At 70.1% G+C, this 14,913-nt stretch carries 16 protein-coding genes; 13 read left to right on the top strand and 3 right to left on the bottom strand.

The features are described 5' to 3' along the window. From AB8Z36_RS11575 to AB8Z36_RS11585, 3 genes are all read left to right on the top strand, one after another. Positions 1–571: alpha/beta hydrolase (locus tag AB8Z36_RS11575; RefSeq protein ID WP_369213157.1), on the top strand; the 571-nt coding region annotated here is incomplete at its 5' end. Between the two features lie 131 nt (positions 572–702). After that, positions 703–1,503, top strand: a complete 801-nt coding sequence (locus AB8Z36_RS11580) for a MerR family transcriptional regulator (protein WP_369213158.1) — start codon at positions 703–705, stop codon at positions 1,501–1,503. After that, positions 1,500–2,711: a glycosyltransferase gene (locus tag AB8Z36_RS11585; protein WP_369213159.1), complete on the top strand. Its 1,212-nt coding sequence runs from the start codon at positions 1,500–1,502 to the stop codon at positions 2,709–2,711. The genes AB8Z36_RS11580 and AB8Z36_RS11585 overlap by 4 nt, the downstream gene beginning before the upstream one ends. On the opposite strand, the gene AB8Z36_RS11590 is transcribed toward AB8Z36_RS11585, so the two are convergent. Beyond that, positions 2,680–3,237: a DapH/DapD/GlmU-related protein gene (locus AB8Z36_RS11590; RefSeq protein ID WP_369213172.1), complete on the bottom strand. Its 558-nt coding sequence runs from the start codon at positions 3,235–3,237 to the stop codon at positions 2,680–2,682. The genes AB8Z36_RS11585 and AB8Z36_RS11590 overlap by 32 nt on opposite strands. A gap of 113 nt (positions 3,238–3,350) precedes the next feature. Between AB8Z36_RS11590 and AB8Z36_RS11595 the strand changes: the two genes are divergently transcribed. Both AB8Z36_RS11595 and AB8Z36_RS11600 read left to right on the top strand, forming a co-directional pair. Then, positions 3,351–4,280, top strand: coding sequence for a LysR family transcriptional regulator (locus AB8Z36_RS11595; RefSeq protein WP_369213160.1), 930 nt, complete (start codon positions 3,351–3,353; stop codon positions 4,278–4,280). 111 nt (positions 4,281–4,391) lie between these two features. Next, positions 4,392–4,697, top strand: coding sequence for a hypothetical protein (locus AB8Z36_RS11600; protein ID WP_369213161.1), 306 nt, complete (start codon positions 4,392–4,394; stop codon positions 4,695–4,697). A gap of 70 nt (positions 4,698–4,767) precedes the next feature. Here AB8Z36_RS11600 and AB8Z36_RS11605 read toward each other — a convergent pair whose 3' ends face one another. Continuing rightward, a complete protein-coding gene (locus tag AB8Z36_RS11605; protein ID WP_369213162.1) occupies positions 4,768–5,004 on the bottom strand; it encodes a hypothetical protein in 237 nt (78 codons plus the stop codon). Positions 5,005–5,164: 160 nt separating this feature from the next. On the opposite strand from AB8Z36_RS11605, the gene AB8Z36_RS11610 reads away from it, so the two are divergent. Together AB8Z36_RS11610 and AB8Z36_RS11615 are read left to right on the top strand one after the other, a co-directional pair. Then, positions 5,165–7,246, top strand: coding sequence for a hypothetical protein (locus AB8Z36_RS11610; protein WP_369213163.1), 2,082 nt, complete (start codon positions 5,165–5,167; stop codon positions 7,244–7,246). Between the two features lie 67 nt (positions 7,247–7,313). Beyond that, positions 7,314–8,120 carry a leucine-rich repeat domain-containing protein gene (locus tag AB8Z36_RS11615; RefSeq protein ID WP_369213164.1) on the top strand — a complete coding sequence of 269 codons (807 nt, stop codon included), beginning with the start codon at positions 7,314–7,316 and terminating at the stop codon, positions 8,118–8,120. Here the strand turns inward: AB8Z36_RS11615 and AB8Z36_RS11620 are convergent. After that, positions 8,096–8,638, bottom strand: coding sequence for a response regulator (locus AB8Z36_RS11620; RefSeq protein WP_369213165.1), 543 nt, complete (start codon positions 8,636–8,638; stop codon positions 8,096–8,098). The genes AB8Z36_RS11615 and AB8Z36_RS11620 overlap by 25 nt on opposite strands. Positions 8,639–9,628: 990 nt before the next feature. On the opposite strand from AB8Z36_RS11620, the gene AB8Z36_RS11625 reads away from it, so the two are divergent. The 6 genes from AB8Z36_RS11625 to AB8Z36_RS11650 form a co-directional block, all read left to right on the top strand. Next, complete coding sequence (locus AB8Z36_RS11625) at positions 9,629–10,480, top strand: STAS domain-containing protein (RefSeq protein WP_369213166.1); 852 nt, start codon at positions 9,629–9,631, stop codon at positions 10,478–10,480. Beyond that, complete coding sequence (locus AB8Z36_RS11630; RefSeq protein ID WP_369213167.1) at positions 10,477–10,848, top strand: STAS domain-containing protein; 372 nt, start codon at positions 10,477–10,479, stop codon at positions 10,846–10,848. Before AB8Z36_RS11625 ends, AB8Z36_RS11630 begins: the two co-directional genes overlap by 4 nt. Before the next feature lie 35 nt (positions 10,849–10,883). After that, positions 10,884–11,270 (top strand): ATP-binding protein, encoded by a 387-nt coding sequence (locus AB8Z36_RS11635; protein ID WP_369213168.1) that lies wholly within the window; start codon positions 10,884–10,886, stop codon positions 11,268–11,270. Then, positions 11,267–12,337 carry an ATP-binding protein gene (locus AB8Z36_RS11640; RefSeq protein WP_440581896.1) on the top strand — a complete coding sequence of 357 codons (1,071 nt, stop codon included), beginning with the start codon at positions 11,267–11,269 and terminating at the stop codon, positions 12,335–12,337. Before AB8Z36_RS11635 ends, AB8Z36_RS11640 begins: the two co-directional genes overlap by 4 nt. 15 nt (positions 12,338–12,352) lie before the next feature. Next, on the top strand, positions 12,353–13,807 hold the full coding sequence (locus tag AB8Z36_RS11645) for a sensor histidine kinase (RefSeq protein ID WP_440581897.1): 1,455 nt from the start codon (positions 12,353–12,355) through the stop codon (positions 13,805–13,807). Beyond that, positions 13,804–14,913: response regulator (locus AB8Z36_RS11650; RefSeq protein WP_369213171.1), on the top strand; the 1,110-nt coding region annotated here is incomplete at its 3' end. The genes AB8Z36_RS11645 and AB8Z36_RS11650, both read left to right, overlap by 4 nt.

Raw genomic sequence — 14,913 nt, forward strand, 5'->3', positions numbered from 1 at the left:
CCTGTCCAGCGTCGTCGACACCCTCTCCGGCCCGGTCATCCTGGTCGGCCACTCCTACGGCGGCGAGGTCATCACCAATGCCGCCCGCGGCCACGCGAACGTCAAGGCCCTGGTCTACGTCGCGGCCTTCGCCCCCGACGAGGGCGAGAGCGCGCTGCGACTGGCGGGCATGTTCCCGGGCAGCCAACTGCCGGACGCACTGGTGACCCGCCCCTTCCCGCTGCCCGACGGCACCAGTGGCACCGACGGCTACATCGACCCGGCGAAGTTCCACGACGTCTTCGCCCAGGACCTGCCCACTTCGCTGACCCGCCTCATGGCGGTCACCCAGCGCCCCGGCAGCGTGGAGGGCCTCTCGGCAGGAAGCGGCGCACCGGCCTGGAAGAGCCTGCCCTCCTGGTACGTGATCCCCGGCGCCGACCATGTCATTCCCGCCGCGGCACAGCGCTTCATGGCCAAGCGGGCCAAGAGCACGACCACCGAGGTCAAGGGCGCCTCCCACGTCGTGATGATGTCGTACCCCGACGCGGTCGTCCGGCAGATCCTGGCCGCCGAGCGCGCCACCCGCTGACCGTCCCCACCCCTCTGCCGTACGCGGGTCCCACGAGCTTTGGCAATGGACGTCATGTGGTCGCAGCGGGCGGGAGTTGACCCTCCCCTTACGTCAGGCTTGAGGCTGTGTACCGACGAAAGGGCAGGTGGATGAGCTACTCCGTGGGGCAGGTCTCGGCCTTCGCCGGGGTGACGGTGCGGACTCTGCATCACTACGACAAGGCGGGACTGCTATCGCCCAGTGACCGCAGCCACGCCGGATACCGGCTCTACAGTGAGGCTGACCTGGTCCGTCTCCAGCAGATCCTCTTCTACCGTGAGCTCGGCTTCCCCCTCGACGAGATCGCCGCGATCTTCAAGGACCCGCAGGTGAGTCCCCTGGAGCGGCTCCGGGCCCGGCAGCGGCAGCTGAATGAGGAGATCGCCAGACTGCAACGGCTGGCCAAGGTGGCGGAACGGGCGATAGAGGTCCAGAAGACCGGGATCTCCCTGACTCCTCAAGAACGCTTCCAGGTCTTTGGTGAGGTCACCTTCGACCTGAGCTATGCCACCGAGGCAGAACTGAAGTGGGCGCACTCGGACGGACAGCGCGAGGCGATGGCGCGCGCGGCTGCCCACACCAAAGAGGACTGGCGCCAGCTCATGGGCGAGGCCGCCGCCTGGCGCGCGGAGCTGATCGCGACCTTCGACGAGGGGGAACTGAGCAACGGCGAGCGGGCCATGGACCTCGCCGAGGAGCACCGTTTGCACATCGCACGGTGGTTCACCTCCTGCCCGCCCGACATGCATCGGCGTATCGCGGACGACTTCGTCGCCGACCCGCGCGCATTCGCTCTGGTCATCCCGCCGTCGCAGCAACGCCCGGGCCTGGCCGCCTATACCCGCAAGGCGGTCCACGCCAACGCGGCCCGCCACGCAGGTGACCGTACCGATTCGGAGGAGGACCAATGAGGATCCTGATCGCCGCAGCCGGATCGCGCGGCGACGTCGCGCCCTACACGGGCCTGGGCGCCGAATTGTGCCGGGCCGGATGCGACGTCACCCTCGCCACCACAGACACCTTCGCACCCCTCGTACACGACGCAGGGCTGGAATTTCGCAGCCTCCCCGCCGACAGACGAGTGCGTGGCAGCGTCACCGGCAAACGTGAACTCATGCGCGCTGCTGCCACGTTCATCACCGAACTGGGTCAGGGATTCGCCGACGCGATGGACGCGGGCACGGACCTGCTCCTGCTGTCGACCACCACGGCCCCGCTGGGCTGGCACCTCACCGAGGCGACAGGCACACCGAGCCTCGGCGTGTACCTTCAACCCACCGCACCGACCGGTGACTTCCCGCCCGTTGTCACGGGCTCCCGCTCACTGGGCCATCTCGCCAACCGAGCCACCGGACGCTTCGCACTGCGCATGGCCGATCGCGTCTATGAACAGGCGGTCGCGAAGCTGCGCCACCGCCTCCAGCTGCCCCCGGCCTCACTTTCCGAGATGCGTCGACGACAGGAACAGGCGAACTGGCCCATCCTGCACGGCTTCAGCACGGCCCTGGTGCCTCGCCCCTCCGACTGGCGCTCCGGCCTGGAGGTCGTGGGCAACTGGTGGCCCCATCACGAGGCGACCGAACGGCTGCCTACCGAGCTTGAGGACTTCCTGCGTGCCGGACCCCGACCCGTCCTCATCGGCTTCGGCAGCATGGCAGCCGGCGAGGGGGAGCGGCTGAGCGGGATCGTTGTGCAAGCCCTGCGCCGCGCCGGGCTGCGCGGTGTCCTGCAAGCCGGCAGTGCCGGGCTTGCCGCCGGGGACGACGTGCTCACGATCGGGGACGTACCGCACGCCTTGCTGTTTCCACGGCTGGCCGCGGTGGTCCACCATGGCGGGGCCGGCACATCGGCCGCCGCGTTGCGCGCTGGAGTGCCCGCGGTCACCGTGCCGGTGACCGCGGACCAGCCGTTCTGGGCGGCGCGACTTGCGGCCATCGGCGCCGCCACCGACCCCATTCCCTTCCGATCCCTCACCGTCGGACGGCTTGCCGACTCACTGCACCAAGTAGTGAAGCAGCAGGCACACAGTCGAGCCGCCGCACGAGCGGCGCAACATCTGATGACCGAGAACGGAGCGGGTCAGGCGCTCAAGGCCATCCATCAGCTGACCGATGGATGACGCCGATTCTCTTGATCACCCGTGCGGGCACTCCTGCGACCACGGTGCGGGCGGGGACATCGCGAGTGACCACCGCACCGGCAGCGACCACCGCACCGGCACCGATGGTCACCCCCTGCGTGATCACGGCAGCCGTCCCGATCCATACGTCGTCCTCGATGACGATCGGAGCGAAGGAGAGGTACGCGCGGCGCTCGGCCAGGGGCAGTGGATGCCCTCCGGTGATGAGGCTGACCTTCGGGGCGATCATGACGCCGCTCCCGATGCTGATGCCTCCCCTGTCCATGAAGGTGCATCCCTGGTTGACGAAGACGTTCTCCCCGAACGTCGTGTTCAGTCCGTGCTCGGTGAAGAACGGCGGGTAGATCGTCACCGACTCCGGCAGCGGGCCACCGAACACAACAGAAAGTAGTTCCGCGCGGCCTCCGCTGTCGCTGAACGGAAGCACATTCAGCCGAGACGTCGCGTCGGTCACTTCCACGATCCGCTCCGCGTGACGCTCGAACTCAGGCGTATGGACGTACATGACCTGCTCTGTGCGGGTAGACATGCACTGATCTCACCACCGCGCAGAACAGTCGATCAAACAACACTGACCACACAAGACACAACCAAAAGTTGTGGAAGTAGGGTGGGAGCGTGGATGCCGAGACACTGCGGACGTTCGTGGCCGTCGCCGAGACCGGCCAGTTCCAGGCGGCGGCCGACGAGCTGGGGATCAGCCAGCAGGCGGTCTCCAAGCGGATCTCGGCCCTGGAGCGGCACATTGAGGCCACGCTGCTGGTGCGGTCCTCCCGAGGCTCTCGGCTGAGCCTGGACGGGCAGGTCTTCCTGCCGCACGCCGAGAAGGTCCTGGCGGCCATCGCGCAGGCCGAGCAATCCGTGCGCCCCGGCAGCCGTCCCTTACGCGTCGACGTCCTCAATCGGCGCATCTCCCCGGCCCAGGCCGTCTACCGGTTCTACCGCTCCCACCCCGAGGTGGACCTCGAAGCGGTCACGCTGAGCACGGAGAACGCCGCCCGGGCCGCCCAGGCGGTGCTCGAAGGGACCGTCGACGCGTCCTTCCGTGCCCTGCCGACAGCTCAGGTCCCGGCCGGAATCAGCGCCGAACGACTCCTGGACGCGCCCCTGGAGCTCCTGGTCGGTCCCAGCCACCCGCTGGCCGCCGCGCCCTGGGTCAGACCTGCGGACCTGGCGGGCCACCGCATCTGGATCCCCGGGATCAGGCCGGGCACGGAGTGGGCTGCGTTCTACCAGGCGTTGTCCGAGGCCTTCGGCCTGAGCATCGACGCGCTCGGCCCCAACTTCGGTGACGAGGCCCTGATGGACGCGCTGGCCGACTCGGCGTCGCTGGCCACCCTGGTCGGTAGCGGGGATCGGTACCTGTGGACGCAGACCCACGACCTACGGCGTATCCCGTTGCATGGCCCGACCCCGGTCTACCCGCACATGCTGCTGTTCCGCAGCGGGGACAAGCACCCCGTGCTGACCGCGCTGCGCGAGTATCTGCGCACCGCAGGTCCGCGAGCCTCGCGCGACGTGTGGGCACCGGGCTGGGCAGCCCGCTGACCGGACAACCGAATGAGCAGGCACGGCCTGATTCCAGCGACCGATGCCCGCCCGTCCGGCGAGACGGGACGGCAGCCGTCAGGCTGCTGACTGGCCTGCCTCCTCGGCATCGTGGTCGCGCTCGCCGCCAACATCGTGGCGGCGCCCGCACTGGCGTGGAGGCCGGTACTGGTGGCGGGGTGGCCGCCGGTGGCGCTGCTGCTGGCCGTCGAGCTCCTTGCGCATGCTCCGGACGGCGGTGAGGGGCAGACCGCCGAGGCCCGGGTGGAAGCGGACGGTGGCAGCGAGGACGACCAGGAACACCCGAGGGATCCGATGGTGATACGGGCGCTGCGCTTGGACCAACGCAACTGGCAGACGTACCGGCGGCCCATCTCGGCGGAGTCGCTGCGCGAGGAGCGAGGCACCCAGGGGTGAACCATGGCCTGGGAACCGGTCTGACCGCTGGACCGGATGCCCCAAGCTCCGCCTGCAACCTCGTCCGCTGCTACTCCGTCTTCCCTGAGCCGGAGCCGGAGCCGGAGCCGGAGCCGGAGCCGGAGCCCGAGCCCGTACCCGCCCCCGAGCCATGCCCGGCGCCGAGCCACAGCCCGTACAGACCCCCCATGGCGACGACGACGATGGCCAGGGACTCGGGCGGGATGCCCATGAACAGCAGGACGATCACCGTGAGCAGCGCGGCGATGAACGCCAGCAGGTCGGTCGTCTTCTTGGTCGGGTGCATGGTCTCCTCCGCCGGGGCGATGCGGATGGTCGTTCCGTCCGCACAGGAAGAGTCCGTCGTGCCGGAGTTGTCCTCAACGGCGCTGTGAAAGACGCTGACCGCAGGTCGTGCGCCAGTGGACAATGGCCGTTGTCCACGGACAAGGTCCTCGGGGGAACGCATGGGTGAAGAAGATCCGCAGCGTGCGGGCGCCGGGTCGGGCGCCCGGGTCGGCCGGAAGTTCGGTGCGGTACACGCGCGCTCCCAGGAGTACGAGGCTCTTGCCCACTTTCTGCGGGACCGCGTGCGCGAGGCCGGGCTCTCCCTGCGTGCACTGGAGGCGCCGACCGGCCTGGGGAGGGCGGCGATCAGTGAGCGCCTGGCGGGTCTGAAGCTGGACGGGGCCTTCGTCGACGCGGTGGTCGTCGCCTGCACCCAGGCGCCCGCCCTCGCGCCCCGGCGGAAGCGGCTGAGAGGGGAAGGCGCGAGGCTGTTGCGCCTGGCGGAGACCCGCGCCACGGCCGTGCTCGACCTGACGGGGCAGCCGCCCGGGGTCAAGAACGTGGCGGTGGCCGCTCAGGCGCTGGCGCTTGAGGCGCAGTCCAAGCTCCTCGACCTCCACGAGCAGCTCGACCGCAAGAACGACGAACTGGCCACGCTCGCGCTCGCACAGCAGCAGTCACAACTGGCGCTGCGCGATGCGGACACGCTCGCCTCCGTTCTGTCCACATGGGTGCTCGTACTCGCCGACGAGGTCGAACGGCTGGGGCGCGAGCGCGAGCTGGCCATGACGGCACGACCGCCGGACCTGGCACGGATCGGCGGCATGGACAGCGAACTGGCCCGCACCCTCGCGCAGCACGGCCGGACGGCCGCGGAACTGGCCAAGGCCGAACAGGACAGAAAGCTCGCGACGGCGCTGCTGGCGGAGGCGCTCACCCGTACCCGGCGGGTGCGCGCGGACCTGCGGCAACTGCGGGCCACCGCGCAGTTGCCCGCTGAGGCCGGTGCCGCCCACGGCGATCCGCGCGCGGCACAGCAGGCACGGACGATAACGGGCGAGGCCTTCCCCGACGACGTCGATGCCGCGCTGGACCGGGCCCAGGCGTTCGGGCACGGCATCGATGTCCGCCTGCGCGGTGTCCTCAACGCTCTCGACGAGGACGCGGAGACACTGCCGGTGCCGACTGGTTCGGCGACCGTCACGGACAACGCGGACAATGGCGTGACCGGCACGGATGCGGCGGACAATGGCACTGCGCGGGACGCACTGTGGTGGGACATGCTGGCCCGGGTCCCCACGGAGGCGTTCGTGTGGGCGGAGCGGACGGCCGCCGCGCTGGTGCGCGACCGTGATCCGCACGACGGGCGCTTCGGGATCGTCGTGACCGAACGGCCGACGCGGGAGGTCCTCCTCCTGGCGGACCGGCTGCAAGAGCACCGGTGGCTGGAGGGGGCGGCCCGGCTGCGGACCGCACTGGCGCTGTCCGCGCCCACCGGGGAACTCGTTCCGCTGATCCTCGCCCTCCTCGACGCGGGCACCTTCTTGAACCGTGCCGAGCAGGGCGCGCAGCTCCTTCGCTCAGCACTGGCCGGGCGTACCGTCTCCGACGTGCTGGACCTGCACAACAGGCTCGCGCACCACGACGACTGTCCGCCGGTCGTGCGCGAGGGCCTCGCCGCGATCGCACAGCGCTCCTACGCCGATGTGGTCGCCCTGGTGCGCAGGCAACTCCAAGACAACCCACGCCCGCTGACGCACGGCGTCCTGGTGGAGTCCATCGTCCGCAACTGGCCGCCGGACGAGGTCGTCGCACTGGTCAGGGAAGTGGTGGACATCGAGGACGGCTATATCGTCGGGCAGATCTTCTTCGCGCTCCCGATCCCACCGGCCGACGAGATCGCGCTTCTTGTCCGGCTGTGGGCCGCCCTGCCCGCCCACGGATGGTTCGCCGAGATGCTTCCCACGCGCTACCCGGCGGGCAGAGGCATCGACGACCTGACGACGGTCATCGCCGAGTTGCACGCCCCGTGGCCGCCCCCACTGCGCGGCGCGGCCGGGGAGCTGGCCGCACAGATCATGCCGCTGATCGTGGGCAGAACGCCGCTGGAGCACCTCGGATACATCGGTGAAGACCTCGCCAGGCGCGGACTGTCCCGGGAACAGATCCTCACGCCCTATACGGAACCTCTCGTCCCGGCCTTCATGCGGCCCCAGAACCAGGGTGATCCAGATGCTGGCTCCGCGGTGGTTCCGGGCTGACGCGCCGACGTCACCCCGGTCCGGTAATCGCTGGTCGGGGCCGGGTCGTTGTCCCTACCCTGGCGCCATGACGAACGAGGGGGAGCCGACGCTCCACGTGAACCGCTGGGGCGACGACTCGGCTCCGGCCCGGGGTGGGCACGGGGCCGATCGGGACCCCTGCCCGTGCTTCTCCCAGTCCGGGCCGCGGCCACGGGCCAGGGTCGGGTTCCATGGCGAACAGCAGGACACCTCCGCCCCGGGCTGGCAGCGCCTGCTGGAGCTGGTCGACGAGGCCGCCGAGGACGGCCGCGAAGAGTTCCGCCCCTTGACCGGACTCAGCGCCGAAGAGCGGCGGCAGGTCGTCACCCTGCCGCCGAGCATCGCCAAGCTCACCGCGGTCAGACACCTCGTGCTCTACGGCAGCGACCTGGTCCGCATCCCGCCCGAGATCGGAGCCATGAGCGGCCTGGAGCAGTTCTCCCCCTACACCTCCTACCGGCTCCACTGGTTCCCCTACGAGATCACCCGGTGCCGCAAGCTGACCCGCAGCACGGTCAGTACGCGCGCGCTGTTCGGCAACTACAAGCTGCGTCCCCCCTTCCCGCGGCTGCGCCCTCCCCAGGACTTCACCGCCGCCGATCAGGCACACCTCGATCCCCGTCGCTGGGGAGCCACTGCCGTACACCGCTGCAGTGTCTGCGACCGCCCGATCGCACAGCGGGCGCTACACCAGGCGTGGATCTCCCTCCGCGTGGCCACCGACGTGCTGCCCCTACTGGTCAACGCCTGCTCGCCCGAGTGCGTGGACGCGCTCCCCGAGGGCCACGAGGACTACATCACCACACCGCACACGGGCGGACACGTCGATCAGCCGCCGGCCGACTGGGACTGAGACCCCGCACTCCGCGCGTCGGGTGGGTGTGATGTGGTCGCAGGAGGGACCGGAGGAGGGATGCGCGCCGGTGTGAGAGGGGCGTCGTTCAGCCGGGCTCTCAGGTCGTCGAGTTCCTGTCGCAGGGCCGCGATCCGCTGGTGGGTCTCGAAGAGGTAGCGGACCTTGGTGCGCAGGGTCAGGGGATCGATGGGCTTGACGGAGACGTCGGCCACGCCCAGCAGGGCGGCCGCCGACAGTACCTCCCGGCTGATGTCGAAGGCGGTCAGCAAGATGATGGGGATGAAGCGCGTGAGGTCGAGGCGGTGGACGTAGCGCACGACGTCGAGGCCGCTCACGCCCGGCATGCGCACGTCGAGCAGGATGAGACCGACATTGCCGTGCAGGACCGCCTTGAGGGCGTCGTCGCCGTTGGTCACGCTCGCCATCGGGTGGCCGAGGGGCGCCAGCGCGCTCTCCAGCGCGAACAGGGTGTCAATGTGGTCGTCGACGAGGAGGATCACGGAGTCGGTCGGCATGCTCTCGCGCCCTCTCCGAGCAGTCATGATGGGCCGCGGCCGGGTCCCACGCTCTCGCGGCGTCGACGTTCCCATCCAAGGCGCACCGGCCGTACGCGGGGAGTCGTCTGCGGCCGGTGCTCCATGTCTTCAGAATCCTCTCTGTGGGAGCGCAAAACGGAATACGCCCTGCGCATTCTCCCTACGCATAAGACGTTGCCCTGTGCGGTCGCGGCGCAGACGCGCCAAGGCCAAACTGCGCCCCTGTGCCGTAGTAGGCCCGTTTTCGCACTACCGCCTCGGCCACGCTGGCTTAAAGTCTCCACGGACAGGTACTTGTGAGCGGCCCCCGGACCCGGGACCTGCCGCGTGATGAGCCATCGAGCGACCGGGGCCACGCTTTGTGTCCACCGCGGCCCCGGTCTGTACGTCCTCATGTTCCGGCCTGGGGTTCCTCTCCTGCGCCCCCCAGGCCGGTGAGGGCGCCGACGCGAAGGAGACGGGGGAGCCGTCACCTCGCGCCCGGGCGGCCGCCGCCGGTTCGAGCCACCGGCGGCGGCCGTGTCTCGCCACCGCGAAGTCCCGCCGAGCCGCACCGAGTCCGGTGCAGTTCCGCGAGCCCGCGGAGGCCTCTGTCGAGGCGCTCACGCTCGGGTACCCCGTCATCGGCAGACAAGTCCTCCCCTTCTCAACCCGAAGCCGAAGCCCGAGCCCACGCGCAAGCCGAAGTCCACGCCCCAGGCCGACACCGCGGCCTCAGCGTCTCCGATGCGCACCTGTTTCCCCCGGCGGAGCTCCTCTTGCCGTCGCGGCACGGTCGCGGACACCGCTCGTTTCAGGCCGCAGATCCCGCGAACGCGGGGGCATTGTCCGCTCTTTCGGCGGCCGGTCTTTCGCCTGCGATTCAACGACGGTTGTTATTTCGGTTCAGCCCTCATCGACCACAGTGTGTGCCCTACGCTTCGCAGGTCAGCCCTGGCGTGGAAATGGGAATATCGAAGGAGCGTCCGAATGGTGCAACGAGGCGGCGCAGTGGATCTGGCGGGGCTCCTGACGGCCAAGGGGCAGGATCTTGCCGCGTCGTGGGTGGGAGAGGTGTCGAAGTCACTCGGCGGCCGTATCAGTGCCGCCGAACTGGAGCGTGAGCTGCGGGAGTTGTACGACGCTCTGGTGGAGGCGTTGCGCCACGGGGCGGGAGATGTCCATTCGGAACACATGTCCGAAATTCGCGCCCTGTTGACGGAACTCTCGCGAAACCGGGCGCGGCAGGGATTTTCTCCCGGTGAAACCGCGATCAGTGTTTTCGCGCTCAAACAGGTGCTGGAGCCGCTCCTGCAAAACGGTTCCGCCGAGGAGATCAGCGCCTATCTGGAGATGAGCCGCATCCTGGACGGGCTGGGGCTGTTCACGATCGAGAGCTACACCCAGACGCGCGATGAGCTCATCACCGCACAGGCCGAGCAGCTGCTCGAACTGTCCACGCCGGTGGTGCGGCTGTGGGACGGGGTCATCGCGGTGCCGCTGGTGGGCACGCTGGACTCGGCGCGTACGCAGGTGGTGATGGAGAAGCTCCTTGAGGCCCTGGTGGATACGGGCTCCGAGCAGGCGATCATCGACATCACCGGCGTTCCCGCGGTGGACACCCAGGTCGCCCAGCACCTGCTCAAGACCATCGTGGCCGCCCGGCTGATGGGCGCCGAATGCACCGTCTCCGGCATCAGTCCGCAGATCGCGCAGACCATCGTGGCGCTCGGCATCGAGTTCGACGGCATCGTCACGAAGGCCAGCCTGGCCGACGCCCTCAAGCTGGCGCTGCGCCGGTCGGGTGTGGACATGGTCGCCCATGAGAGCGCCCGGCGATGAGCGAGCGCATTCCCATTCTGCGGATCGGGCAGACGCTCGTGGTGTCCGTCCAATTCGATCTGGAGGACCAGATGGTGCTGAACCTCCAGGAGGATCTCGCCGAGCAGATCGTGGCCCGCTCCGCCCAGGGGGTCATCATCGACATCAGCGCCCTGGAGATCGTCGACTCCTTCGTGGGGCGCATGCTGGCGACCGTGGCCGCCATCTCGCGCGTGCTGGACGCCAGGACGGTGGTGGTCGGCATGCGTCCCGCGGTGGCCATCACGCTGGTGGAGCTGGGCCTTTCGCTCGGCGGCGTCAGCACGGCCCTGGACCTGGAGAAGGGTCTTGCGCAGCTGCGCCGGTCGGCCAGTCCGGCCTCGCGGTGAACGCGCCCTGGGCGGCGGGGGAACCTCCTCCGCAGGTGACCGCTCTCGGGCGCAGCGGCGATCTCGTACACGTCCGTCAGGTGATCCGGGCACTGTGCCAGCGCTGCCGCCTGTCCCTGGTGGACCAGACAAAGATGATCACCGCGGCGAGCGAGCTGGCCCGTAACACCCTGGTCTACGGAGGAGGGGGCACCGTTACGTCCGGCGTGGTCGCGAGGGGTTCCCGGCGCGGGGTGGCGGCCCTCTTCGAGGACTCCGGCCCCGGGATCGCCGATGTCGAGGAGGCCATGACGGACGGCTGGACGTCCGGTGGCGGGCTCGGGCTGGGGCTCAGCGGGGCCCGGCGCCTGGTCGACGATTTCGAGCTGGAGTCCACTCCGGGGAGGGGCACGACCGTGACCATCATCAAGTGGGTGCGGTGAGTACAGCCATCACCTTCGAGCATTTCGCGCATGAGGACTTGGCCTGGTTCCGCGACAGTGCCTCCCTGGCCGTCACCGCCCGGGGGGCTGCCGCCACGCTGGCCCGGCGGCTGGGGCTCAGCGGCCACCGCTCGGCGGAGGTCGCCCTCGCCGTCACCGAGGCCGCCACGAACCTGCACCGGCATGCCGTGGACGGCGCCCTGCTGCTGCGGGTGGTGCGCTCGGGGGAGCGGGCCGGTCTTGAGTTCCTCACCGTCGACTCCGGGCCCGGCATGCCCGATGTCGGTGCCGCGCTGGTGGACGGGGCGTCCAGTGCGGGCAGTCTGGGGATCGGCCTGGGCGCGGTGGCGCGGCTGGCGGACCACTTCGACCTGCACTCGGTTCCGGGGCGCGGCACGGTCATGGCGGCCCGGTTCTGGCCGCGCGGCGCCGACGGCCCGGTGGCTGCCGCCGCCCTCCCGCCGCTGTCCCCGGTGGCGGGGGTGACCCGGCCCATCAGCGGGGAGAGCGTGTGCGGGGACGCCTGGGCCGTACGTACCGACGTCGGCGAGGACACCGCACACCCTGCCGCGGTTCTGGTGATGCTCTGCGACGGCCTGGGCCACGGGCCGCTGGCGGCGCGCGCGAGCCAGGCGGCGGTCCAGGCCTTCCACGCCGCCCGCGATCTGACCCCGCGCGGGGTCCTCGACGCCGTGCACATGGCTTTGCGGCGCAGCCGTGGCGGGGCGGTCGCCGTGGCGCGGATCGAGCCGGGCCGGGGGCGGGTGCTGTACTGCGGCATCGGCAATGTCAGCGGATTTTTGGTGAGTGAGGACGGCCGCAAGGCCCTGCTGTCGGCCCCCGGGATCGTCGGTGAGCACATGCGGAGGGTGCGCACCTTCGAAGAAGCCCTTCCGGCCTGTGGTGCGTTGGTGATGCACTCGGACGGGCTGACCGAGCGCTGGGACCACCGGAGCATGCCGGGGTGGCTGCGGCACTCACCGCTGGTCATGGCCGGACAACTGCTGCGTGCGGCAGCGGTGCGCAGGGACGACGCCAGCGTCGTCGTGATCAAGGAGGCATGGTGATAAGCAAGGGGCGGCATGAGCGTGACATGTGAATCGACCCCTCCAGGCGGCGCTGCGCACGGCGCCCGCTCGTCGGTCTCTGCGGCGGCCGAGCCAGTGGCGTCCTTCGTCCTGGCCTCGGCCCAGCATGTCTTCAGCCTGCGGCGCCGGGCGCAGCAGGTGGCGGCGGCACTGCTCCTGGAGAAACAGGACGGCGTCCGGCTGGCGACCGCGCTGAGTGAGCTGGGGCGCGACCGGCTCCACTGCCACGGGCTGAAGGTCTCCTTCAGTCTGACCCCGCCGGGGCGGCCCACCGCTCTGCTCGTCACCCTCACCTGGCGCAGCGGCCCCTCGCCCGCCCCGGAGACGCTCAACCTCGCCAGGAGGCTCGTCCGGGTCGACTACCGGCCCGGGCAGGCCGCCCACCGGATCGAGATCACCCAGCCGCTCGCCGCGGAGGGCACCTGCGCGGCCGAGCAGCACGCGCGCCTGGCCGAGGTCTTCAGGGACGGCCCCCAGCTCACCGAGGCCGATGACCTGCGCGCCCAGACACAGGACCTGATCGCGACCCTGGAGGAGACCCGGGCCCAGCGCGAGGAGCTGCGCCGGCTCAACGAAGAGCTGGAGGAGACCAACCGGGGTGTGCTCGCGCTGTACTCCGAGCTGACGCAGGAGCTGGAGGCCACCAACAGCGGTGTCCTCGCCCTGCACACCGAACTGGAGGACAAGCGGCAGCAGTTGTTGCAGGCCAGCGAGGCCAAGACCCGCTTCTGGACCAACATCAGCCACGAGCTGCGCACCCCCGTCAACTCCGTGGTGGCCCTGTCCACCCTGCTCCTGTCCCCCAGTTCCCCCGGACTCACCCCTGAGCAGTGCGAGCAGATCGAACTCATCGCCTCCTCCGGCCATACGCTGCTGGCACTGGTGGGCGACCTGCTCGATGTCGCGAAGGCCGAGGCGGGCCACCTGGAGATCAACCCGCAGCGGGTGGACCTGCGGCTGCTCGTAGGCCACCTCAGCAGCCTCGTCCTGAGCAGCCACGGCCACGACACCGTCACCCTCCGCACGCCGGGCCTCCAGCAGCAGCCGGTCCTTGTCACCGACGAGACGCTGCTGGTGCGCATCCTGCGCAACCTCCTGGAGAACGCCCTGAAATTCACCGAACGAGGCGAGGTCCGCCTGGACGTCACCGTCGCACCGGACCCGAAGGCTCCCGCCGTACTCTTCACCATCACCGACACCGGCATCGGTATCCCGGCCGCGGAACTCAGCCGCGTCTTCGAGGCGTTCTACCAGGTCCGCGGGCCCCATCAGCAGGGGCAGCCCGGTACCGGCCTCGGACTGCCCTACGCCCGCACGCTCACCGAACTGCTCGGTGGCACCCTGACGCTCACCAGCACGCAGGACGTCGGCACCCGCGTCGAGGTGCGCCTGCCCGATCTCGGCCACCAGCACCCGAGGGAACGCGACGACCAAGGGAGCCGACCGTGACCGACAGAGCCGATGACCACCTGCCCGCCACCGTCCTGGTCATCGAGGACAACGAGACCAACCGTTACGTCCTCACCAGCTGGCTCAAGCGCGCCGGACACACCGTCATCAGCGCCAGTACGGGCGAGCAGGGCCTGGCCCGGCTGCACGCGGCCCTGGACGCGCTCCCGGACATCGCGATCATCGACGTCCGGCTGCCCGACATGAGCGGTTTCGAGGTCAGCGAGCGGCTGAAGAACGACTCGGCCACCACCCACCTGCCGATCATCCAGATCTCCGCCGCCGCCATCAGCCCCGCCGACCACGCCGAAGGCCTCAGGCGCGGCGCGGACGCCTACCTCAACCAGCCCATCGACCCCGGCGAACTGCTGGCCACCGTCACCGCCACGCTGCGCTACGCCCGCGCCCGCCAGCGCGCCGAACGGCTGGCCCAACGCCTGCTCGCGCTGAACCAGGCGACCCTGGACGTCTACAGCGCCGTCGGCTTCCACTCCTTCGCCACCGCGGCCACCGGCGGCGCGGCCACCGTCCTCGCCTGCCCGGCCAGCGCGGTCTTCCTCTCGCCGCAGGCACAAGCCGTCCACAGCATGATCGACGATCCGCGGAGCCCGGTCCGCATCCACCCCGCCCACTCCGGCCTCCTGCACCAGCTCTCCGCCCACAGCCTCAACCAGGCCACCGGCGTCACCATCGTGCGCATCCCGCAGCGGCAGTGGCGCGCCCTGCTGCCGGGCGACCACCTCTCCGAAGACGTCGCCCTGAGCGTCTCGCGCACCAAGCACGGACGGCCCCCCGTCTGCCTGGCCGTGCCCGCCGCCGCCCTGCACCACGCCGATGACGAACAACTGCTGCAACAGCTGACCAACGCCAGCGCCCTGGCCCTGGAGGCGCTGCGCACCTACAACGAGGAACACGCCCTGGGCCTGGCGCTGCAACGCTCCCTGCTGCCCAGCACGGGGAGGTGCGCCACGCGCTGCGCGCCTACGCCATCGAAGGCCATGCCCCGCACCAGATCCTGCAACGCCTGGAGACTCTGCTGGGCCAGTCCCAGCCGGGCATCACCGTCACCCTGTGCCTGGTCCTGGTCGAACCGGCCCGGCTGGGAC

The sequence above is a fragment of the Streptomyces flavofungini genome (assembly GCF_041028215.1).
GTDB lineage: Bacteria > Actinomycetota > Actinomycetes > Streptomycetales > Streptomycetaceae > Streptomyces > Streptomyces flavofungini_B.